Source organism: Clostridiales bacterium, assembly GCA_030016385.1.
Classification (GTDB): Bacteria; Bacillota; Clostridia; order Clostridiales; family Oxobacteraceae; genus JASEJN01.
In genome coordinates, this window is record JASEJN010000051.1 from 1 (window position 1) to 22194 (window position 22194).

At 36.6% G+C, this 22194-nt stretch carries 24 protein-coding genes; 18 read left to right on the forward strand and 6 right to left on the reverse strand.

The window, feature by feature from the left end:
• Positions 1-815: 815 nt before the first annotated feature.
• The 9 genes from rpmH (at position 816) to QME45_11320 (ending at position 8109) form a co-directional block, all read left to right on the forward strand.
• Entirely contained in the window at positions 816-950 is a 135-nt protein-coding gene (rpmH, locus tag QME45_11280) for a 50S ribosomal protein L34 (protein ID MDI6619234.1), read from the forward strand.
• A 58-nt stretch (positions 951-1008) separates the two neighbouring features.
• Complete coding sequence (rnpA, locus tag QME45_11285; protein ID MDI6619235.1) at positions 1009-1353, forward strand: ribonuclease P protein component; 345 nt, start codon at positions 1009-1011, stop codon at positions 1351-1353.
• 8 nt (positions 1354-1361) lie between these two features.
• Positions 1362-1571: a membrane protein insertion efficiency factor YidD gene (gene yidD / locus QME45_11290; protein ID MDI6619236.1), complete on the forward strand. Its 210-nt coding sequence runs from the start codon at positions 1362-1364 to the stop codon at positions 1569-1571.
• Positions 1572-1590: 19 nt separating this feature from the next.
• On the forward strand, positions 1591-2244 hold the full coding sequence (locus QME45_11295) for a YidC/Oxa1 family membrane protein insertase (GenBank protein ID MDI6619237.1): 654 nt from the start codon (positions 1591-1593) through the stop codon (positions 2242-2244).
• Positions 2245-2282: 38 nt separating this feature from the next.
• The gene (gene jag / locus QME45_11300; GenBank protein ID MDI6619238.1) at positions 2283-2912 is read left to right on the forward strand and encodes an RNA-binding cell elongation regulator Jag/EloR; all 630 of its coding nucleotides are present in this window, start codon (positions 2283-2285) and stop codon (positions 2910-2912) included.
• Positions 2913-3138: 226 nt separating this feature from the next.
• Entirely contained in the window at positions 3139-4521 is a 1383-nt protein-coding gene (gene mnmE / locus QME45_11305) for a tRNA uridine-5-carboxymethylaminomethyl(34) synthesis GTPase MnmE (GenBank protein ID MDI6619239.1), read from the forward strand.
• Positions 4522-4530: 9 nt separating this feature from the next.
• Entirely contained in the window at positions 4531-6417 is a 1887-nt protein-coding gene (mnmG, locus tag QME45_11310) for a tRNA uridine-5-carboxymethylaminomethyl(34) synthesis enzyme MnmG (GenBank protein MDI6619240.1), read from the forward strand.
• A 4-nt stretch (positions 6418-6421) separates the two neighbouring features.
• Entirely contained in the window at positions 6422-7138 is a 717-nt protein-coding gene (rsmG, locus tag QME45_11315; protein MDI6619241.1) for a 16S rRNA (guanine(527)-N(7))-methyltransferase RsmG, read from the forward strand.
• A 170-nt stretch (positions 7139-7308) separates the two neighbouring features.
• Positions 7309-8109: a ParB/RepB/Spo0J family partition protein gene (locus QME45_11320; GenBank protein MDI6619242.1), complete on the forward strand. Its 801-nt coding sequence runs from the start codon at positions 7309-7311 to the stop codon at positions 8107-8109.
• A 1-nt stretch (position 8110) separates the two neighbouring features.
• Here QME45_11320 and QME45_11325 read toward each other — a convergent pair whose 3' ends face one another.
• Positions 8111-8380, reverse strand: coding sequence for a TMEM165/GDT1 family protein (locus QME45_11325; protein MDI6619243.1), 270 nt, complete (start codon positions 8378-8380; stop codon positions 8111-8113).
• A gap of 283 nt (positions 8381-8663) precedes the next feature.
• Between QME45_11325 and QME45_11330 the strand changes: the two genes are divergently transcribed.
• From QME45_11330 to QME45_11350, 5 genes are all read left to right on the forward strand, one after another.
• A complete protein-coding gene (locus QME45_11330) occupies positions 8664-9449 on the forward strand; it encodes an AAA family ATPase (protein ID MDI6619244.1) in 786 nt (261 codons plus the stop codon).
• Positions 9449-10303 (forward strand): ParB/RepB/Spo0J family partition protein, encoded by an 855-nt coding sequence (locus QME45_11335; protein ID MDI6619245.1) that lies wholly within the window; start codon positions 9449-9451, stop codon positions 10301-10303. The genes QME45_11330 and QME45_11335 overlap by 1 nt, the downstream gene beginning before the upstream one ends.
• Before the next feature lie 277 nt (positions 10304-10580).
• A complete protein-coding gene (locus tag QME45_11340) occupies positions 10581-11099 on the forward strand; it encodes a DUF4446 family protein (protein ID MDI6619246.1) in 519 nt (172 codons plus the stop codon).
• A 57-nt stretch (positions 11100-11156) separates the two neighbouring features.
• Positions 11157-11402 carry a YkuS family protein gene (locus tag QME45_11345; protein MDI6619247.1) on the forward strand — a complete coding sequence of 82 codons (246 nt, stop codon included), beginning with the start codon at positions 11157-11159 and terminating at the stop codon, positions 11400-11402.
• 5 nt (positions 11403-11407) lie between these two features.
• Positions 11408-12055 (forward strand): phosphoribosyltransferase family protein, encoded by a 648-nt coding sequence (locus QME45_11350; GenBank protein MDI6619248.1) that lies wholly within the window; start codon positions 11408-11410, stop codon positions 12053-12055.
• Positions 12056-12061: 6 nt separating this feature from the next.
• On the opposite strand, the gene yyaC is transcribed toward QME45_11350, so the two are convergent.
• Entirely contained in the window at positions 12062-12658 is a 597-nt protein-coding gene (yyaC, locus tag QME45_11355) for a spore protease YyaC (protein ID MDI6619249.1), read from the reverse strand.
• Between the two features lie 229 nt (positions 12659-12887).
• A complete protein-coding gene (gene ytvI / locus QME45_11360; GenBank protein MDI6619250.1) occupies positions 12888-13961 on the reverse strand; it encodes a sporulation integral membrane protein YtvI in 1074 nt (357 codons plus the stop codon).
• 371 nt (positions 13962-14332) lie between these two features.
• Between ytvI and QME45_11365 the strand changes: the two genes are divergently transcribed.
• The 3 genes from QME45_11365 (at position 14333) to QME45_11375 (ending at position 17055) form a co-directional block, all read left to right on the forward strand.
• Positions 14333-14941, forward strand: coding sequence for a CvpA family protein (locus QME45_11365; GenBank protein MDI6619251.1), 609 nt, complete (start codon positions 14333-14335; stop codon positions 14939-14941).
• Between the two features lie 197 nt (positions 14942-15138).
• Positions 15139-16467 carry a type I glutamate--ammonia ligase gene (gene glnA / locus QME45_11370; GenBank protein ID MDI6619252.1) on the forward strand — a complete coding sequence of 443 codons (1329 nt, stop codon included), beginning with the start codon at positions 15139-15141 and terminating at the stop codon, positions 16465-16467.
• Between the two features lie 18 nt (positions 16468-16485).
• Positions 16486-17055 carry an ANTAR domain-containing protein gene (locus QME45_11375; protein ID MDI6619253.1) on the forward strand — a complete coding sequence of 190 codons (570 nt, stop codon included), beginning with the start codon at positions 16486-16488 and terminating at the stop codon, positions 17053-17055.
• A gap of 20 nt (positions 17056-17075) precedes the next feature.
• Here QME45_11375 and QME45_11380 read toward each other — a convergent pair whose 3' ends face one another.
• Together QME45_11380 and QME45_11385 are read right to left on the reverse strand one after the other, a co-directional pair.
• A complete protein-coding gene (locus QME45_11380; protein ID MDI6619254.1) occupies positions 17076-17732 on the reverse strand; it encodes a hypothetical protein in 657 nt (218 codons plus the stop codon).
• 280 nt (positions 17733-18012) lie between these two features.
• The gene (locus QME45_11385; protein MDI6619255.1) at positions 18013-19299 is read right to left on the reverse strand and encodes a cation:proton antiporter; all 1287 of its coding nucleotides are present in this window, start codon (positions 19297-19299) and stop codon (positions 18013-18015) included.
• A 578-nt stretch (positions 19300-19877) separates the two neighbouring features.
• Here QME45_11385 and QME45_11390 point away from each other — a divergent pair.
• Positions 19878-20780 carry a LysR family transcriptional regulator gene (locus QME45_11390; GenBank protein ID MDI6619256.1) on the forward strand — a complete coding sequence of 301 codons (903 nt, stop codon included), beginning with the start codon at positions 19878-19880 and terminating at the stop codon, positions 20778-20780.
• 104 nt (positions 20781-20884) lie between these two features.
• Here QME45_11390 and QME45_11395 read toward each other — a convergent pair whose 3' ends face one another.
• Positions 20885-21838 (reverse strand): DUF6076 domain-containing protein, encoded by a 954-nt coding sequence (locus QME45_11395; protein ID MDI6619257.1) that lies wholly within the window; start codon positions 21836-21838, stop codon positions 20885-20887.
• Positions 21839-22194 lie beyond the last annotated feature (356 nt).

Sequence of the window (22194 nt, forward strand, 5' to 3'; positions counted from 1 at the left end):
ATTTAAAGAATAAACGCAATGTATAGATTGTTAATAATTTTATATACAATAAAAGCGTAATAATTTCAACATAAAGAAAGAATAATTAAATTTTATTAAACAAGTTATGCACAATATTATCCACAACCTGTGTATAACTTGTTGAGATATAAAAAATAAAAAATTATCAACAAGTTATCAACAGTCAGTAATATAATAACAAATAATAAAATCTTAATCAATAACTTATCCACAAAAAAACAATATTGTTATTAAAATTATTAACAGTTAATAGTGGGTACATATGGATTATTTGAAGAATATTATGGAAAAAGCATCAGAAGAAAGACTTTAGAGTATATTAACACATGCTTAAGATAAACAGGATTAGTTTTTTGCAAATTTACAAACTCTTAAGACTGTGGGCTTAGCGATTGTAACAATATTACTTAAATACAAAATATATCTAAATGGACTTCAATTCGAAATTTGAAATCGGTATAAAAAAGATTATGTTATTTTAAGCAGCGAATGAACATTATAAAAGTTTTGATAAGTTCTTGGCTTTGCTGTCGCTTAAGGATCCTTATAGCTTTTTATTGTTTGAACACAAGTGAGGTTCAAAAGGTCTTGAATTATCAATGCTGCTGGTCTTAGAACTTATAAAACTTGAATCTGGCAAATGAGTGTTCAAAATAACACAAGTTCATTTTACAAATCGAAGTTAAAAGCAGATGTTCCTTGACATATGATATTCCAAAATATATAATCTTAGTAGTATTGTGAAAAGATATGACTCTAGTTCATATATAAGCTGGCATAAGGGGGTGTTTTTATTGCTACAGACATATCAGCCGAAAAAAAGGCAAAGAAAAAAAGAGCATGGTTTCAGGAAGAGAATGAGGACTTTAGATGGCAGGCATGTTTTACAGAGAAGAAGAAGAAAAGGAAGAAAAAGATTAACAGTGTAAGGCCGCATAATGTGGCCTTATTCTGTAATGGCCATATTCCGGAGGATTAAACTTACCAATGAATAAAGCTGAAAAATTAAAAAAAAGTTATGAATTCAAAGCAGTATATAATAAGGGTAAAGTATATTCAAATAATCTGTTGGTATTATATATTGTAAAGAATAATGCGGGTTATAACAAAGCGGGATTTTCTGTAAGCAAAAAGGTCGGAAAAAGCGTAGTGAGGAATAAAGTCAGGCGCAGGATAAGAGAATGCTATAGATTAAATAGTAATAGACTTAAGAGCGGATATAATATGGTTTTTATATCGAGAGTACAGGCAAGAGGAGCCTTATACAGGGAAATAGAAAATGCGATGATATCGTTGTTTAAAAAAGCTTTGGTCTGGAATTGTGAAGAGTGATAGCCAATATGAAATATATATTCATTTATTTAATTAAATTCTATCAAAAATTTATTTCACCTTTAAAACCTCCAAGCTGTAGATTTTATCCTACGTGTTCTCAATATGCGGTAGAAGCTATAGAAAAATACGGAAGTATAAAGGGAATTTATCTTTCGGTAAGAAGAATATTAAAATGCCATCCGTTTCATCCAGGAGGGTATGATCCGGTACCATAGAATAAAGGAGGTTTGAGATTTGCAAGCGATTACTAATATATTAACTGATGTATTCAAGTGGATACATATGCTTGTGCCAAGTTATGGAATAGATATTATTTTGTTTACACTTCTTATAAAAATCGTGCTGCTTCCATTTAACATTGCACAAACAAGATCAACTGTCAAAACACAGATGATACAACCGAAATTAAAGGAAATTCAGAAAAAATATAAAAATGATCCTAAAAAATTACAGGAAGCACAATTGGAATTGTATAAATCGGAAGGTGTAAACCCACTTGCAGGATGCTTACCTTTAATAATTCAATTACCAGTATTATGGGCTGTTTTTTATGTTTTCAGGGCATATCCTTTTGGGAGTGCTACATTCTTAGGGCTGACTTTGTCTAAGGTTGTAAAGGATGCAAATCCGGTATATATTGGCTTATTATTTGCAATAGTATCCGGCGCAACTACGTATATTTCAACATGGCTGTTGACACCTAAAAATCAGGAACCTTCAGCGATGTCATCGAGCAGTACGAACTTTATAATGTCCGCTTTTTTTGGCTGGGTAAGCTGGACAATGCCTGCAGGACTTGTAGTATACTGGATTGTCAACAATATATTTCAGCTTGTAATACAATATTCGTTGAATGAGGCTATGTACAAGAAGTTAAAATCAAAATAGGCAGGATTAACCTTTTATAGGGGAGGTGAATTTTTCCTGTGAATAAGACAATAGAAGCGACAGGTAAAAATACTGATGAGGCTATAGAGAATGCTATAAATGAATTAAATGTATCGAGAAAAAATGTCGATGTGGAAGTTCTGGAAAAGGGAAGCAAGGGTTTTTTCGGAATAATCGGTTCGAAATTGGCCAGAGTTAGGGTAACCGTTAAAAATGATTATGAATATGAGGCAAGATCTTTTTTAAAAAATGTTTTGAATTCAATGGGCATAGAATCAGAGATAGAAATCGTGGATGAAGATAGTGAATTGAAGATAAATATTTCAGGCAAAAATATGGGGATACTTATAGGACATAGGGGGGAGACCTTAGATTCCTTGCAGTATCTTACAAGCCTGGTGATAAACAAAAATAATACGGACGGAGAGTATAAAAGGGTCGTTATAGATACTGAAAATTACAGGCACAAAAGGGAAGAGACCCTTATAAAGCTTGCAAACAGGCTTGCGATAAAAGTAAGGACGACAAACACAAGAGTAGTGCTTGAACCTATGAATCCATATGAGAGAAGGATAATACATTCGGCATTGCAGAATAATCCGTATGTATTTACACATAGCGAAGGAGAAGAGCCTTACAGAAAGGTTATAATAGAATTGAGAAAATAACTGTAAATACTTTTTATTGATAAAGGGGATAATATAAAGCATTTAGCACGTTCTATATAAAAAAAGTCCAGAAAGCTGGGCTTTTTTAGTTGGAATAATTGGGCATAATAACTATGACTATAATTTGTAATTCGATATAGATAAGCTGTGATTTTAAAGATAATTAGTAAAGAATATCATAGATTTGAAAGGTTAAATTTCCGGGGAAATACGAAGGTGATTTTTTATGTATGACGATACGATTGCGGCTATTTCTACACCTCCTGGGGAAGGCGGGATAGGAATTGTCAGGATTTCGGGAAAAGAATCTTTAAATATCCTTGAAAGGATATTTAAAAGTTACAGGAATAAGGATATAAAGAGTTTCAAAACTTACACGCTGATGTATGGTTATATACATGATGTGGAAAGCGGAAATATAATAGATGAAGTTTTAGTAAGCTATATGAAATCACCTCACACATATACAAGGGAAGACATAGTTGAAATAAACTGCCATGGAGGGGCTGTTTCGGTAAAAAAAATACTTGAAGATGTTTTAAGATCGGGAGCAAGGCTCGCGGAACCCGGTGAATTTACAAAAAGGGCGTTTTTAAACGGGAGGATAGATCTGTCTCAGGCTGAGGCCGTGATAGATATAGTAAGAGCAAAAACAGATGAAAGCATGGATGCTGCGTTAAAACAGCTTGAAGGCAGTTTGTCTAAAAAACTTAAGCCGATTAAAGATGTTTTGCTGGATATTATGTCGCATATAGAAGCTTCGATTGACTTCCCTGAGGAGGATGTCGACGAAGTATTATATAAGGATTTAAAGGATAGCTGCATCGATTTGATGGGCAAATTAGATGAAATGATAATTACGGCAGATACAGGAAAGATAATAAGAGAAGGACTGAATACTGTAATCGTCGGAAAGCCTAATGTGGGCAAATCATCTCTTTTAAATGCCCTGCTCGAGGAAAACAGGGCTATCGTAACGGATATACCCGGAACCACAAGGGATATTATAGAGGATCATTTAAATATAAGGGGAATACCTGTCAATATAATTGATACCGCCGGCATAAGAGAAGCTAAAGATGAAGTGGAAAAAATAGGTGTACAAAAAACCAAGGAGTATTTTAAAAAGGCTGATCTTGTTATTTTTATACTGGATGGCAGCGACATACTGACGCATGAGGATATGGAGATCTTTAAACTTGTAAATGGTAGAAAATGTATTATACTCATAAACAAAACAGACCTTCCTCAAAAAATCGATATGAATGATGTCTTAAAATATTCCAGGGACAGTAAAATTCTGAAGGCATCGATAAAAAACGGCATCGGTATCAGCCGGCTAAAAGATATGATATATAATTATGTGTACGGCGGAAAAGTAAAGCAGAGTACGGATTTTATGATTACTAATGTAAGACATAAAGATTTGCTTACAAAAGCAAAGTTATCCTTAAAAAGCGCAGTTGATGCGGTAGATAAAAATATTCCTCTCGATTTGATATCCATCGATATAAATGATTGCTTGGGGGATATAGGGGAGATTACGGGAGAAAATATTTCGGACGATATTATAGACAGGATATTCAGCCGATTCTGCATTGGAAAGTAGGTTATGCATATGGTTTATGATGCAGGAAAATACGATGTTATTGTAATAGGAGCAGGGCATGCCGGATGCGAGGCCGCTCTTGCATGCGCAAGAATGGGATGCAAAACGCTGGTATGTACGATAAATTTAGACAGCATAGCGCTTATGCCGTGTAATCCCGCAATAGGGGGGACGGCAAAAGGGCATCTTGTAAGGGAAGTAGACGCGCTGGGCGGCGAAATGGGAGTCAATATAGATAAAACATTTATACAGTCAAGGATGTTGAATACGTCAAAGGGACCTGCCGTACATTCCTTGAGGGCCCAGGCGGATAAAAAGGCATATCAGTTTACAATGAAGCATACCCTTGAAAAACAGGAAAACCTTAGCATAAAACAGGACGAGATAATAAAATTGGATATTCAGAATAAAAGGGTGAAAGGTGTATACACGAAAAACGGCGCGTATTTTGAGACAAAAGCCATTGTAATGACAACGGGAACTTATCTTAAGGGAAGGATAATAATAGGTGAAGTTACATACAGCGGAGGACCTAACGGGTTGTTTGCGGCAAATGAATTATCGGATGATCTAAAAAAGCACGGAATAAAGCTCAGGAGGTTCAAGACCGGCACCCCTGCAAGGGTAAACAGAAGGAGCCTTGATTTTTCAAAAATGATAATTCAGCCCGGCGACGATATGATAACGCCTTTTTCATTCATGACGGATGTTGATGGCATTAAAAGGGATCAGATGCCATGTTACCTTACGTATACAAATGAGAGGACCCACAAGATTATTAGGGACAATATAGGAAGATCACCCATATACACAGGCGAGATTGTAGGCATAGGGCCAAGGTATTGTCCTTCAATCGAGAGCAAGGTAATGATGTTTCCGGATAAAAAGAGCCATCAGCTTTTTATAGAGCCTGAAGGAGAAAATACTGAGGAGATGTATGTGCAGGGTATGTCAAGTTCGCTGCCTGAGGACGTGCAGATACAGTTTTTAAGAACAATACCCGGCCTTGAAGATGTGGAAATGATGAGGACCGCGTATGCCATAGAATATGACTGCATAGATCCGACCCAGCTGAAGCTTTCCCTTGAGATGAAGGAAATAGAAGGATTATTTTGCGCCGGTCAGATAAACGGAAGCTCCGGGTACGAAGAAGCTGCGGCGCAGGGAATAATAGCGGGAATAAATGCCGCCCTTAAGATAAAAAACAAAGAGCCATTGATACTGGACAGAAGCGACGCATATATAGGCGTTTTGATAGATGATCTTGTAACCAAGGGTACTAATGAGCCATACAGGATGATGACATCAAGGTCAGAATACAGGCTGCTCTTGAGGCAGGATAATGCAGATATGAGGCTTACCGAAAAGAGTTATAAAGTAGGTCTTGCGACAAGAGAGAGATATGAAAGATACAGAAAACGGAAAGAAAAAATAGGGGATGAGATCGAAAGGATTTCGAAAGTCATCATAACGCCGGATGAAAATGTTGCTGAATTTTTAAAATCTGCCAACAGTTCCGAGATAAAAAGCGGAATTAAACTTATGGAGATTTTAAAGCGTCCGGAGATTAATTATGAGAATACCGTCCAAATTGATAGCGGCAGACCTAAAGGTATTGAAAAAAGTGTATCCGAGGAAGTTGAAATATTGATAAAGTATGATGGATATATAAAAAAGCAGATCAGGCAGATGGAACAGTTTAAAAAGCTGGAAGGGAAAAGGATCCCAAATGGCATTGATTATAAGACAATAAACGGGCTAAGGTTGGAGGCGAGAGAAAAATTAGCTGATATAAAACCGCAGAATATAGGTCAGGCGTCGAGGATTTCAGGGGTTTCTCCAGCTGATATATCGGTACTTCTTATATATCTTGAACAATTTAGAAGGAGACACTGATAACATGAAAAACGTTGAATTGTTAAGAGAAGGTTTAAAGATATACGGTATCTATCTAGATGAGGAGCGTGCCGGAAAGTTTGATATCTATATCAATATGCTGCTTGAGTGGAATAAAAAAATAAATCTTACGGCGGTTACGGAAGAAAAAGAAATAATAATAAAGCATTTTCTGGATTCTTTGTCATGTGTCCAGAGCGGCATAGACATGAAATGTAAAAATGTTATAGATATCGGAACAGGAGGGGGGTTCCCGGGCGTACCATTAAAAATAGTTTTTCCAGAGATGGATTTGACATTGCTGGATTCGTTGAATAAAAGGGTGATATTTTTAAGGGAACTGACAAAAATTCTTGATATAAATGCCGATATCATACACGGGAGAGCGGAAGAGTATGCTGTCAAAGATGAGTACAGGGAGAAATATGATGTCGCTATTTCGAGAGCCGTTGCCCCCATGAACATACTCATTGAATATATGGCTCCATTTGTTAAAGTCGGGGGATATATATTATGTCAAAAGGGACCAAATGTTTTTGACGAGGTAAAAGCTGCAGGCGATGGCATAAATATTCTTGGAGGAAAGTTAGAAAAAATTTTATCGACAGATATTTACAACAGCGATATCCACCATTATATTGTAAAAATAAAAAAGGTAAAATCATGTCCTGAAAATTATCCGAGGAAAGCTGGAATAATAAAGAAAAAACCATTAAAATGACGAAATAAAAAGATACTTTGGATTTTTAAAAAACAATATATGCATTTTGCTTGTCGCTATAAATATTATAAAATTATGTATAAAAAAAGGATAAGAAAGAGTTATGGCGAAATGGATATCTGCATGGGAAAAAAGGGAAACTGTATTTTTCATTTTAAGGGATGGTGTTTATGGCGTTAGATAGGAGCAAAGAGATAAAAAATATACGTATTGAGTTGATAAGGCCTAATGTATATCAGCCGAGGAAAAAATTCAATCAGGAGAGTCTGGAAGAACTTACCGAATCAATAAAAAAATATGGAGTGCTCCAGCCTGTTAGCGTAAGGTCTAATGGGTTAAAATATTATGAGTTGATCGCCGGAGAGAGAAGATTGAGAGCAGCACAGCTTGCGGGATTAAAAGAGATACCAGCAATTGTGATCAATGCCACCGATAGCGATTCGGCAGTGCTTGCGCTTATTGAGAACCTTCAAAGGGAGGATTTAAATTACATTGAAGAGGCGGAAGGGTACGAGAGCCTGATAAAAGATCATAATTATACTCAGGAACAGCTGTCTTCGATTATAGGCAAAAAGCAGTCAACTATAGCAAATAAGCTGAGAATATTGAGGTTATCGGATAAAATAAAGCAGAAGCTGATAGAATATAACTTGACAGAAAGGCATGCGAGAGCAATTTTAAAGATACCCGATGAGGAAACGCAGCTTAAGATAATTGAAAAAATAAAAGAAAAGGGATATACGGTAAAAAAGACTGAGGAAATAGTGGATGGCATAATTGAAAAGATAGAAGAGTCCCATGATGAAAAGGATAATAAGGGAAGAAGAGTTAAGCGCGCAATAATGAACGCCAAAATATACATAAATACAATAAAAAATATAATGGAAAAAAGCGGTGTAAGCGCTCAGTATTCATATATAGATAAAGATGACTGGATAGAGGTTATGGTAAAAATACCCAAAAGGGCATAGGCTATATTTTACCTAAAAGGAGCAGTATGCCGATAACTATGAACGCTATTGCAGCCCCTGTTTGTATAGTATTTGCCGGAATATATTTTGAAATTATACTTCCAGCAAATACTCCGACAAGAGATGAACAGGCAAGTGCAAGGGATGCGCCTATAAAAATCGGCCATATTGATTTATTCTGAGCTGCAAGAAGCATTGTTGCTATCTGTGTCTTATCGCCGAGTTCTGCTATGAAAACCAGAAAAAAAGTTGTTATTATTAATTTAAGCATTTAAACTCCTCCAAAGTAAATACACTCGATAGAGTGCTTTTTTTATTTGCCATTATAGAATATAGCCTTTACTAAAATATATATTGCAATTAGCAGTAAAAAATATGCAGAAGGCAATAAATTATTTCCAACAATTCGAAATTTTAAATAGGATATAAATAACATAAGTTTATATTACGAATTGAAATTAAATTATATATTTATTTTAAATTTTAATATGCGTTTGTTATAATTAAGGAGTACTATAAATATATTTTGAACCGTTTTAAGAAGAGGTGAAACGATGGCAAGGTCTATTGCAATATTCAATCAGAAGGGCGGGGTGGGCAAAACTACTACCAATATAAATCTATGTTCATACCTGGCCTCGTGGGGGAAGAAAGTATTGACCATAGATATAGACCCGCAGGGGAACACCACAAGTGGAATTGGAATTGATAAGAGCAAAATAGACGTTTCGGTTTATGACGTGATATTAGGTGGAGTAGATGCAAAGGAAGCAATAAAAGATACATGCATAAAAAATCTTTACATTATACCGTCGACAGTGCAGCTTGCAGGGGCGGAGATAGAACTTATAGGAATAAATGAAAGAGAAATAATGCTGAAGCAGGCGTTAAAGTCAGTAAACGATGAGTATGATTTTATTTTTATAGACTGTCCCCCATCCCTTGGGCTGTTAACGATAAATGCGCTGTCGGCTGTAAGCAGCGTGATAATACCGATACAGTGCGAGTTTTACGCTTTAGAAGGAGTTGGCCAGCTTATAAAAACGATACAGCTTGTAAGAAGGAACCTTAACCCTCATCTTGAGATTGAGGGTGTGGTATTATGTATGTTTGATGGGAGGACGAATCTTTCGACGGCTGTTGTAGATGAGGTGAAAAGATTTTTTAAAGGGAAGGTATATAAGACAATGATACCGAGAAATATAAGGCTTGCTGAATCGCCAAGCTATGGACAACCTATAATGCAATATGATCCAAAGTGCAAGGGCGCAGAATCCTACGAAGAATTTGCACGTGAGTTTTTGATAAATGAGAAATACAGATCAAGGGATGTGATATGATGGCAAATAAAAAACCTGCTTTGGGGAGGGGATTGGAAGCGCTGATTCCGGATATTGAACCGGAGGTGGAAGGCGGTATTACTGAAATAGATATAAATGAAATACAACCTAATAAAGAGCAGCCGAGAAAGAAATTCGACGAGGATAAATTAAAGCAACTTGCGGAATCGATAAAGGAGCATGGAGTCGTACAGCCTGTTATAGTTAAAAAGGAAGGCGAATTTTATTCATTAATAGCCGGAGAGAGAAGATGGAGAGCGGCCAGGATCGCAGGAATCAGAAAAATACCGGCTATAATAAAAGATTTTACAAATAATGAAGTAATGGAGATTTCCCTTATAGAGAATCTCCAGAGGGAAGATTTAAACCCTATAGAAGAAGCTGAAGCATATGCAAGATTAATAAATGAATTCAATATGACTCAGGAGGATATAGCAAATAAGATCGGTAAAAGCAGATCCGCCGTAGCGAATATATTAAGATTGATAAATCTTGATGAAAGAGTAAGGAAATTTGTCTACGAAGATGTGCTCTCTGAAGGGCACGCAAGGGCGCTGATAAATATAGATGATAAGGATGTACAATATGAAACGGCAAAAAAAATAATCGACGAAAATCTAAATGTAAGACAGTCTGAAAAATTAGTAAAGAAAATTTTATTGAGCAAAATAATTGAGAAGAGAAGGAAACCTCAGAAAAAGAATGAGCCTTATATAAATGATATTCAGGAAAAGCTAAAAAATCATTTAGGTACAAAAGTCAGAGTAACATATGGACGAAAAAAGGGAAAGATTGAAATAGAATATTATTCTTATGATGACTTGGAACGCCTAATGAATTTGTTGAATATTTAAATTGTTTCACGTGAAACAAAATCCGGGAGACGCTGATACATAAGGCTTAGAAATGTACACTCGAAAAATTTTTGCAAAGTTTCAGCGGGTTGAAATGCTCATTTCGTTGCTCAAATAACGCAAGTTCAGACTTGCAGGATGGAAGTCTAGTGCATACCATACGGTGAGCATTTTCACGCCGGATGAAATTTTGCTAACATTGCAATAGTATTATGACAGTTTTTGTTATATAATATTAATGCCATCTATATACAGCTAAAGGAAAGGTGAACAATTTATGAATTTTATATTTGATCTCATAAAAAGCTATAGCGCATACATTATACTTGCGCTTTTATTCATTATCATTATTGAGTTTATAATAATTTTATGCAACACTGCCGGTATTTCAAAGCTTAAACATAAGTACAGAAAATTTACGAGGGGCGGCAAGAATAAAAACATTGAGGAACTTTTAACTGACATCATGGGTAAACTCGATAATGCAGTCGAAACATCAGATAAAATGAAAAATTTATATGGAGGAATAAATGAAAGACTGGATAAATGCATTCAAAAGGTAAGTTTGCTCAGATATAAAGCATTTGATGACATGGGAAGCGCGGCTTTAAGCTTCTCGATAGCCTTGCTGGATGCGCACAATGATGGATTTATAATAACCGGTATATACGGAAGCGATGAATGTGCTACATATGCAAAACCTGTTGAAAAGGGAATCCCTAAATATAACCTCTCTGACGAGGAGAAACAGGTCTTGGAAGAAGCCATGAAAAAAAGGGCAAACATTAATAATTAAACTGGTATGTATAAAAACCCACATCACGAAAATACTAAAAGTAAGTGAGGTGGGTTTATGTTTAGTATAAATATTGATGAGAATCTGGAATACCTTTCTGATGAATTAAAAAACATGGGATACGCTGTATACAGGATTTCAGATAAAAAGTATGCCGATGTTGTCATATACTCGGGGAAGGTCACTCATTTATCATCACTGGACTCGTCCTTGGGCGGAGTATTTTTGATTAACGGCGATGGCAAAAGCGGCGCCGATATCGAAAATATTATTAAATGCAGGGCATATAGCCCGCTATTTTAGGTGATATGATGTTTAAAGACAGGATGGATGCAGGATTAAAACTTGCAGATAAGCTTTTGAAATTTAAAGACGAAGACTGCGTTATAATTGGTATTCCAAGAGGCGGCGCCATCATAGCCAGATGTATTGCAGATAAATTAAAAAAGCCATGGGATATAATAGTTTCAGAGAAAATTGGTGCACCGTTTAACAAAGAGATTGCCATAGGCGCTGTTTGTCAGGACGGTTCTTATATATTGAATAAGAATATCATTAAATATTATGGAATATCCCGTGATTATATAGATAGTGAAACGAAAAAGAAAGTATCTGATGCTGCAAAACGGCTTAAAGACTATAAGGGGAAAACATATTTTCCGGATATAGATGGGAAAACAGTTATACTTTCCGATGATGGGATCGCTACGGGTTATACATTCACTGCGGCTATAAACTCATTGAAAAACCATGGGGCTAAACGCATTATCGGAGCCGTACCTGTAGCTTCCACAGAAGCAATAAATCTTCTTAAAAAGAATATAGAAGGGATAGTATGCGCCGAGGTTTCCGAAGAATTTATGAGCGTTAGAAGCTTTTATGAAAATTTTAAACAGAATACCGACGAGGATATAATCAATCTATTTAAACAGGAAAATATAAAAAGGTTTGTATAAAAGAACCTATGATAAATCATAGGTTCTTTTATACTGTGCTGAAAATTTATTTTGAAGTTCATCTATAGATAAAAGTATACCTTTTGTTATAATATCCGCCATTTTCATTACAAGGCTAAGCCTTGTATTTTGCAGTACAAAATATTCCATATATCCGCATGTATTTACCACACCTGTTATGTTCATATTTCCTATGGAAACTAAATTTTTATTGACACCTGCTCCGGGATAAATGGGACCATTTGATATATTTATGTGGCCGACATTTTCCTCACGGCCAAGGCATGCATCGATCGCAACTATGAAGGGATTTTCATATAATCTTTTTATTTCGGATATCTTTACAGTCAGGTTTTTTGCATGCACCGGATTATCCAGTGTGCCATAAACGGAAATGTTTTCATATGACATATCGGACAGCTTATATCCAATCATGGGTCCGAGGCTGTCTCCTGTAGACCTGTCTGTACCAATACAGAGGAATATAATATTTTTGTATGAATCATCCATATTTGAATATATATAAAACTTAAAAAGTTTATTAAAATTGATTTGTGCAAAATCGTCATTAATATCCACGATAGATTTATTTTGCTTAAACAATATTTATGCTCCACCTTTCAGTAAAAAAAAACATTTATTTAAAAATGCGTTAATATAATTTTTTCCTGAAAAGGAGAGGAGTATACATTATCTTCAAATCGTTAAGCTTCAGAATTCCATATTACGAATAAATAACAAGCTATATTTGTTAAAGTAAAAAATTGATATTGATTTTAAAGATAAACAGGAAAGAATATTTATAGGATCTATAACAGCAATTGGAGATACATTATAACACTTCAACTTTTTTAAGAATTACATAAAACACAACGTAAAAAATTGTGAAAACCATACCGATGAAGCCGTAAGCCTTAATTCCTACAAAGATAGCAATTATGATTGCAAGAGGATGTATACCAAGGGAGTATGATAGGACTTTTGGCTCAAGGATTTGTCTTACGACTGTTATTATGAGGTATGTTATAAGCAGTCCTATGCCCTTTATTATAAGTCCCGTAACGCCGGCCTTAATGTATGCGCCTGCTATAATATAACAGATACCTGTAGGTATTAAAATAAATCCGGGACCTAATATCGGGAGAAGGTCCGCTATTGATGTCATTATTGAAATAAGCAGCGAATATTTTAAACCCAATATGGTTGTTGCAATATATGTTTCAATAAAAGTAATGGATATAAGTATCATGTACGCTTTCAAATATTTAAATATCATGCTGTTGGTATGCATGATGATTTCCTTGATGCGGGAACTGCCTTCCTTTGAAAAAGGTGAAAACAATTTGGATTTAATCTTTTTTAAATCTATAGCAATATATATGGAAGATAAAATAGTAAAAAGGTAAAATAGCAATATTCCCGGCAGGGACTTTATTATATTCAAAAGATATTTGACGATAACCACCGCCGCTGTAAAAGAACCGGAGAAAATTTTGTTTGTCGAGTCTTTTATAGCGTTTAAAATCGAAGGATCTATTGAATGATAATATGATAAAATAGCATCGGCAAAGCTGTATTCTTGATTTTTTAATTTCATAAAATAATCCGATATCAAAGTCGATAAGGATATAAGCTGGTTTACAATGCCAAATATTATTGCGCCTATAATAAAAGATATAATTGCAAATATGATCAATACCGTAAAAACAGCGGTTATTTTCCGGTTTAGTTTAAGCTTTTTCGAAAAGAAATTTATCGGGCGCTGTGCGGCTAAGGCTATAAGCGTTCCGATTACGAAGGGCAGTATGTATGGCGCAAGCAAATACAACAGTATAAAAACAATGCTGTATGATACTGTATATATGGCAATTTTATTAAATTTATTCAGCATCTCTTGATTTATCATTTAAAAACTCCTTAACAAATATAAAATGCTTTTTTTTAATTATTGACTGATTATTTATCATTATATCATTTTATGCTGTCGTTCGAAACAAAATTGGCATAATGTAGTGCATATTTATATGAATATGGTAATATATAACTATAAAGTATATTCAAGGAATAATGCCGGCGGACTTTAAAGCGATGTAAGCGTATCATAATTATTTGAAGAACATTATGGAAGGAGCATTATATTTTAGCGATTGAAATAATATTCTTCAAACATATACATTAAGTGGCCATACAAATTTGCCTTGCAGTGCCGAATTTGTTAAAATAGCAGTAGATTCATATTATGTAAATTTGAATATAATAAACGACCGGGGTGGTTTTATGGGATATGGAGTAAACTGGATGGATATAGCTGCAGCTTTAATATTGATTATTTGCATTTTTGAAGGATTTCACAGGGGATTTATATTAACTGTTTTTGGCATAGCAGGATTTTTTATATCGTTATATGCTGCGAGGGCAATGACATACCCTGTTTTGCAATATATAACCAAAAACACGGGCATATACAAATCGGTATATGGATATATTTCAGGCAAAGGTGCACCGGGAACCAACGCTGTTCAGGTATTTAAAATACTTGGGGCAAAGGGTGAAATAAATGCCTTTATCGCCAATTCCGTTATAATAGCAGCGATCTTTTTTGTATTGTTCGCCATAGTGAGGATAATATTATCCATTATTGCAAGGGCCTTAAATACTGCGGCAAGACTGCCCGTAATAAGGCATTTCAACAAGGCGGGAGGCTTTATTTTAGGAGCAGCGAAGGGCATTTTGATTCTGTATGTCATATTTGCAATACTGACGCTTATAATGCCTTTCCTTCCATCAAACAGCGTTATAGTTACAAGCATAAATAATTCTGCTTTCGCGTCTAATTTCTACAGGTATAATATAATTACGCCATGGCTTATGGGGCAGATCAAGTGAAATAGCAAAGCCCAGATAATGGGTGCATATATATTCTTCGAATAGTGTTGATGTACCCTATGTACTCACAATAATGTCATTGTTGAAGTATGAAATATGTCTGGTATAATAAATATATTGAATTATATTTTCGAAGGCAAAGGCGTCTTCAGCTGAGGGGTTGATTTCGCCTTTTTTGATAAGGAGGAATTAAGTGAATGTACTTTTCAAATGAAGATGTTTTAAAAGCTGCCCATGATGGAGATGTACAGTTTATAAGGCTTCAGATAACGGATATATCAGGCATAATGAAGAATGTCGCTATAACTGTTGAAGAACTTGAAAAAGCATTGAATGGAGATATACTGTTTGACGGATCATCGATAGATGGCAATGTAAGGGTGGAAGAATCCGACATGTACTTAAAACCGGACCCTGAAACATTTGTGGTATATCCATGGAGAACCACATCGGGACTTGATGCAAGGCTTATCTGCGATGTTTATACGGCAGACAAAAAGCCTTTTGAGGGCGACCCGAGGTTTGTATTGAAAAAAGTTTTAAAAGAAGCTTCGGATATGGGCTATACATTGAGAGTGAGTCCCGAATGTGAATTTTTCCTTTTCCATACTGATGAAAAGGGAAGACCGACAACAGAAACTCATGATAATGCAAGTTACTATGACCTTGCACCTGTGGACCTTGGCGAAAATGCAAGAAGGGACATGGTTATTGCGCTGAAACAGATGGGATTTGAAGTCGAAGCATCTCACCACGAGATATCGCCAGGACAGCATGAGATAGATCTGAAAAGCGATGACGCATTGAATGCGGCTGATAAAATAATGACATTTAAGGCAATAGTCAGGATAATAGCCCAGCGCCATGGGCTGCATGCGACTTTTATGCCAAAACCCGTTTCCGATATTGCAGGCTCAGGCCTTCATATAAGCCAGGCTCTTTTCAGGAATGAGAAAAACTCATTTTATGATAGCAGCGATAAAATAGGCCTTTCCAAGGATGCATATTTTTATATGGGTGGTATATTAAAACACTCAAAGGCCATTACCGCCATAACAAATCCAATAGTCAATTCATATAAAAGGCTTATTTCAGGTTATGATGCGCCGTCGTATATAACATGGTCGGCAAGAAATTCAAGTTCACTTATAAAAGTGCCTGCAAAAAGAGGAGAAGATACTGTTCTTGAGCTTAGAAGCCCTGATTCGTCCTGCAACCCTTACCTGGCACTGGCTGTAATATTAAAATCCGGCCTTGATGGAATAAAAAATCATATTTCCCCTCCTGCTTCCATCGATAGGAACGTCTATGAAATGGATGCGTCGGACAGAATTGAAAACAATGTTGAAAGCCTTCCGGATTCCCTTACAAGCGCTCTTTCCTGTTTGGAGCAGGATGAACTTGTGAAGGATACCTTGGGTAAATATATATATTCACGATTTTTGGAGGCTAAGACCATTGAATGGCAGGAGTATATAAAAGTAGTTTCCGAATGGGAAATAAAAAATTATCTAACTAAATTTTAATTTGAGACAGGTGGGGCAATGGATACATTAAGGTTTGCCATAGGTGATGAAGATGAAAATGATTTATTTTTACTAAGGAATATACTCCAATCCAACGGTTACACGATTGCCTGTGAAGAAACTGACGGCCCGGCTCTATTAAGACAGATAAGGATTCTTACTCCTGATTTTGTTATAACAAGTTTTGATATGCCCGGTATAGGCGGCAGCGAGATCGCCAGGATCGTACAGGGGGACAGGATAGCTCCGGTTTTAATAGTTGCGGAGAGCTCCCAGGATATTTTCGCCAGAAACATGGGTAACGAAAGTTTTCCATATATACTGAAGCCCATTTCTGAAATGCATCTTTTAAGCGCAATCGAATATATTTATAACAGTTTTAAAAAACTGTCGGATCTTGAAAGAGAGGTCGCCGAGCTTAAAAAAACGCTGGAGGACAGAAAAACAGTGGATAGAGCGAAGGGCATACTCATGGATAGATATAACATGAAAGAAAAAGATGCATTTAGATATATTCAAAAAAGAAGCATGGACGAATGTAAACCCATTGCGGAGATCGCAAAGAGGATTATCGATAAAATAAAATAGAGGGGGTAGCCCCCTCTATTTTAGCAATTGGCATCAGTGCCAGGAACATCTAATAACACATCTTTAACTACTTTTACTTTTACTGTTATGCAATCTTTTTCCTGCAGGGCTTTAATTAATTTTCTCTGGCATGGATCATACCTAAATGCCGGGTTCTCGCATTTTGCAACACAGTCGTTACGAATGCATCCAAGATGGCTTGGTATTTCGACAGAGTTTACTTCAGAATCAAGAACAACTACCTTAGCTCCTTTTACAGCCTTAGGGACATTTATGCAGAGTGCAAACGGAATTTCAGCAGTTGCGTGTCTGATATTTCCGAATGTAAGCTTTGAAACCATGTTGCAAGATGGGTTGCAGCTTCTTTCCTTTGTTTTATATGGTATATCTTTTAGTATTCTACCGTTTACAAATACTTTTCCTTTTGAAGCTACAAGAACATCAAATACGATTTTCTTTGTAATTATATCTTCCATTATTTCAAATGCGGGCGGACAAAGAGGAATACATATTTCAACAATTGTCTCGGCACTTCCTGTTCCAAGTACTTCCTCAACCTCTATAGTCCTTTTCTTTTTTGCGCTGAAACCATCATCCTCGCATTCCTCACAAGGGTCTAAATCTTCCCTGTCGTCGGAAATATATTCATTGTTCATTTTATAATCTTCATATGACATTTTTTCTCCCCCTTTCGATTCTCCTACTATAAATTATGTAATATATGACACTTTGTTACATGTAAAAAAATTTTTTTGTTAATCTGTTGTAATACCATGTATAATATTCATAAAATATGTATCCTTTTTAAAGCAATTGAATGAGATGTTCTCATAAAGAATGGTATAAAAAGCAAGCCCACGACAGTATTATCTATACTTCATATAAATTATGAGGTGGAGCCAAAAGCAAAAAGGCAACTGCATGACACTAATTTGCATGTAGTTGCCTTTTTATTGCTTATTTCATTGAATTTATTTTCAACACGTTTTGCTCTTCCTGGTGGGGCTCCATCTGTTGGCTATTTCTTTCCTCCTCAATGGCTGCCTTATTCCTTTTTATTGCGCCTGAACGAATTAGGGCAAATTTAGCACAGGCAGGCCCGATTAACTCATACAGCACCGAAGAAGATAATATTATTGTGAGCAACATATTTCCCATAGTTTCAGGCAGAATTCTTTGGCCCAAAAAAGCAAGTCCAATTGCTACACCGGCTTGAGGAATCAAGGCCAATCCTAAGTAATTTCTTACTTCCTTAGTAGTCTTTGCTATAAGGCACCCTAAATAAGCGCCAAGATATTTCCCGGTTATCCGAATAATAAAATACGATATGCCCACTATTCCCAATGTGCCAAATGAGCTTATATCCAAGCTCATGCCCGATACCACAAAGAAAATAGATAAAATAGGGGGAGTAAACCGTTCAACCTGCTTGTATAATTCTTTATCCTTTGTCATGTTGATATATGTAGTACCAAATAACATACAGGAAAGCAACGGGGATACATCTACCGCAGCACACAACCCCGCAATACCTAAAAGAAGTGAAATGGTCAAAATCAGCCGATTATCCTCACTCCGTTTAGGCGTCATGAGTTTCCCCAATATAATGCCGCTTATAAAACCTATCACCAATGCTTCGACATTGTATACCATGGGCATTAAAACATCAGAGGCAGAAACATTCGCCCCGGCGCTGGTGTTAACTACGATGGTTGCCACGCTGAACACTATCAAACATACAGCGTCGTCAAACGCAACTACCTGTAATAATATATTTACAAAATTGCCGCGGGCATGATATTGCCGTATAGTAACCATTGTGCTGGCTGGGGCCGTAGCAGTTGCGATAGCTCCTAACAACAGGCAAAAACTCCAATCTAAGCGAAACAGGAAATACAAAGATAAAGTTACCAAAACTCCTGCAAGTAAGGATTCCAGCAGAGTAACGGTGATGACCCCAAATCCAGTTTCCTGAAAGGCTTCTTTTTTGAAGAAACGGCCTACTCCAAAGGCAATAAACGCCAAAGCAATATCGCTGATAAAGCTCATATTGTCAACCATCTCATGAGGAATTAAATTCAACACATAGGGACCAATTAATACGCCGGCGATAATATATCCGGTCACGTTAGGCAGCTTTAGCAATTTTGTTATACGGGTAAGCAAAAATCCAGCCAGCAAAATTATAGATAAAGATATAAGAATTATTGTAGTATCGTTTAAATGGCTTGCAAGATATCCCATGAACAGATGCCCCCTCTAAAATACAATATTTTCAAATGCGGCTAAAAACACGCACGTTAAAGTCCAATATGATGATGAAACCAAGCAACTAAAAAGATAAAAAAGTTTTAAGTAATTTCGCCCGTCACGAAAGCGAAGCATGTCAAACCCTTCTAACATCACCAGGGCGAGGAACACATTAATAACCGCTTTTAGCCAAAGTAGGTGTATAACATGAATTGCCAAATCTGCCGAAAAGCATAGCGGCAGGCAGAAAGGCATGAGTGCAATATTAGTTAAGAGAACGCCTTTCCATCCTGATTGTTTTTTCCCGAATTTTACAATCCTCATATAGCATGAATCATATTCGGAACAATTTTGCGTTGGCAAGTAAAATTGTTGATTGAAACAACTGGAAGAGCACGGCAGCGGCTTAATAACATTAAAAACAAGAACATGCCATACGAATAGAAGTTTTTGTCTCATTATCCTTGCCGCTTTTCTCAACTTATGTTATCATTATAGTCATAAATTAAATAAAGTAAATTTATAATAATTTAGGTGTATATAAATAATTATTATAATAAGAGGTGGACAAGATGATTGATTCTAAATTATACACCTTATTAGCAGTGGTCGAATTTAACAGTTACACGCGTGCGGCAGAGCATCTTTCTTTGACACAACCGGCTGTAACCCAACACATAAAGCAGTTAGAAAAGGAACTGAATATTAAAATTTTTAACCGTATTGGGAATGAGATAAAGCCTACAAATGAAGGGAATATTGTCATTCAGTATGCCCGAAGAAGCATTGCACTATATCAGAAGATGGAACAAAATATATTAGATGAACAGCACCATGTCAGGAGGCTTACGGTTGGAATAACACACACCGCTGAAAGCAATGCTGTGGCAGAAGTGTTGGGTAAGTACAGTTCTAAACATCCGGGTACAAGTATAACTATAATTTCTGACTCCATAAATAATCTTTATGATATGCTCAAAAATTATGAAGTAGATTTAGCCGTTGTCGAGGGGAAAGTGCAAGACACCAGCATTAATTCACTTCTACTTGACACAGATTCTTTAATGCTGGTCACGTCTAATAATAACCCCTTAGCAAAGAAAAGCATGGTAACCATAAACGAGTTAAAAAAGCAGCCCTTAATTCTTCGCAGACCCTCATCGGGAACCAGGAACCTGTTTACCGCTCACTTGGAAAGTAATAACATGTCGCTTGATGATTTTAATGTTATCTTAGAAGTCGACAATATTGCCACAATTAAAGACCTCATACGGCGGGATATAGGGGTATCTATCCTCGCGCGAAGCGTATGTCTTGATGAATTAAAAAAAGGGGAAATTACAGTATTGCCTATTGAGAATCTCAGTATGATTCGCGAAATAAATATCTTATATCACAGCGATTTTAAGCATGTTGATATTTTGCAAAGCATTATGAAGGAATACAATAAAGTGGTAAAATTTTACGCGTCATAAATCAAGATTTTTATGTAGCTTTATAAATTGAAAGGCAAGAACACTGACCATCAAAGCCAATGCTCTTGCCTTTTATAAAAATTCTAATAAATCTAAATATACGTCTATTTATTATTCAACCACTCCGTAAACTCCTGCAAGGAGATTTCCCCCGCATCACACTTGGCTTTTTCTTCCCTCGCCTTTTCGCTCCAAGCATAGAAATCACCTTGCTCAATCTTCCCAGCCTTAATCCAGCCAAAGCGCTTCTTGTACTCCCGGCGGTAGACCTTGAAAATGTCATCATTCTTGCGCTTTTCTGTCCAAGCCTTGATTGACCCTACATCCCGGCAAGTACGTCCCTTATCGTCAATGGGGCGGTTGCAGTATTCCGCATCGGAACGCCCGGAGAGGGCAAAATACCGCTTGCAGTTTTTGCAGATGCGCACAGGCTGTTCCAGCTTCACAAACTCTCGCACAAAGTAATCAATCATGTCATAGATATTTTTCGGATGCAGCACCTCAGTAAAGGTTTTGCGGTCAATGACTTCAAAGCTCATAGGCTGGGGCTGAAACTGAAAGGTGTTTAACTGATCATCGCCACGGTAGTTATAGTACCGCACCATCTTTTTTTGCACCGGCTCCTTGGGGCTGGTGTCCAAATCCAGAACATGGGCAAAGAGCGTTTTTATCTGCGCCTGCATGGTGTGGAGATTGGATGGAATATGGGTCAGCTCCTTGCGGGGCAGCAGGCCAAGCACATTCTCATAATTCTGCCGCTTGGCCTGTTCCAGCCTGCCTCGCCATTCCAGACGAAGCAGTTCAAAGTAGATGTGTTTGGGGGCTATGGTATCCAGCACCTCCAGGACCTCATCCACATGCCGCTGTTCTTTAGAAGAATACAGTTCCATGAGCGCCTTGCCCATATCGTCAAATAACTCGCTATACGCCCAAACATCCAAATAGAGCAGTTCCATCAGACTTGTCCCAAAGGGCAGATCTTTTTTCTTTTTCTGTTCATTTCCATACTCAAAATGCTCTTTGCCATCTGCAACCCAAATCCTGTATGTGTAGCGCATCCTTTGTCACCTCATCCGAACGACTTAATATTAAAATTATTATATATTAGTCTTGACAGAATTGCAAGGCTTTGCTAATATACAATCACAGACTAATTATTATGTATTTTATTAGTTAGTCACGCAGAGAGGAGATGATGTCTATGACTGTTGAATAGCAAAAGCCGTCACTCCATGGCAATGGAATGACGGCTCGTGAAACCGAAGCAGTTTCAAAAATTGGTTACTCCTATTATAACCCAAGAGGAGCGGAAAAGCAGGGGAGCATTTTCTTGAGTTTCCGCATATTTATCCACAACTTAATTATCAAATTAAGTTCCACCCCTTATCCTCTTAAAGTGGAAGTTACCCTGAAA

Bases quoted from the DNA above. Each gene is read 5' to 3' on its own strand.
- QME45_11350 (MDI6619248.1), top strand. From the start codon at position 11,408: ATGATGTTTAAAGACAGGATGGATGCAGGATTAAAACTTGCAGATAAG.
- QME45_11335 (MDI6619245.1), top strand. From the start codon at position 9,449: ATGGCAAATAAAAAACCTGCTTTGGGGAGGGGATTGGAAGCGCTGATT.
- QME45_11345 (MDI6619247.1), top strand. From the start codon at position 11,157: ATGTTTAGTATAAATATTGATGAGAATCTGGAATACCTTTCTGATGAA.
- QME45_11320 (MDI6619242.1), top strand. From the start codon at position 7,309: ATGGCGTTAGATAGGAGCAAAGAGATAAAAAATATACGTATTGAGTTG.
- QME45_11330 (MDI6619244.1), top strand. From the start codon at position 8,664: ATGGCAAGGTCTATTGCAATATTCAATCAGAAGGGCGGGGTGGGCAAA.
- ytvI (MDI6619250.1), bottom strand. From the start codon at position 13,961: ATGATAAATCAAGAGATGCTGAATAAATTTAATAAAATTGCCATATAT.
- QME45_11325 (MDI6619243.1), bottom strand. From the start codon at position 8,380: ATGCTTAAATTAATAATAACAACTTTTTTTCTGGTTTTCATAGCAGAA.
- yidD (MDI6619236.1), top strand. From the start codon at position 1,362: ATGAAATATATATTCATTTATTTAATTAAATTCTATCAAAAATTTATT.
- QME45_11395 (MDI6619257.1), bottom strand. From the start codon at position 21,838: ATGCGCTACACATACAGGATTTGGGTTGCAGATGGCAAAGAGCATTTT.
- mnmG (MDI6619240.1), top strand. From the start codon at position 4,531: ATGGTTTATGATGCAGGAAAATACGATGTTATTGTAATAGGAGCAGGG.
- QME45_11340 (MDI6619246.1), top strand. From the start codon at position 10,581: ATGAATTTTATATTTGATCTCATAAAAAGCTATAGCGCATACATTATA.
- rsmG (MDI6619241.1), top strand. From the start codon at position 6,422: ATGAAAAACGTTGAATTGTTAAGAGAAGGTTTAAAGATATACGGTATC.
- glnA (MDI6619252.1), top strand. From the start codon at position 15,139: ATGTACTTTTCAAATGAAGATGTTTTAAAAGCTGCCCATGATGGAGAT.
- rnpA (MDI6619235.1), top strand. From the start codon at position 1,009: ATGAATAAAGCTGAAAAATTAAAAAAAAGTTATGAATTCAAAGCAGTA.
- QME45_11365 (MDI6619251.1), top strand. From the start codon at position 14,333: ATGGGATATGGAGTAAACTGGATGGATATAGCTGCAGCTTTAATATTG.
- QME45_11385 (MDI6619255.1), bottom strand. From the start codon at position 19,299: ATGGGATATCTTGCAAGCCATTTAAACGATACTACAATAATTCTTATA.
- QME45_11390 (MDI6619256.1), top strand. From the start codon at position 19,878: ATGATTGATTCTAAATTATACACCTTATTAGCAGTGGTCGAATTTAAC.
- mnmE (MDI6619239.1), top strand. From the start codon at position 3,139: ATGTATGACGATACGATTGCGGCTATTTCTACACCTCCTGGGGAAGGC.
- QME45_11380 (MDI6619254.1), bottom strand. From the start codon at position 17,732: ATGTCATATGAAGATTATAAAATGAACAATGAATATATTTCCGACGAC.
- QME45_11375 (MDI6619253.1), top strand. From the start codon at position 16,486: ATGGATACATTAAGGTTTGCCATAGGTGATGAAGATGAAAATGATTTA.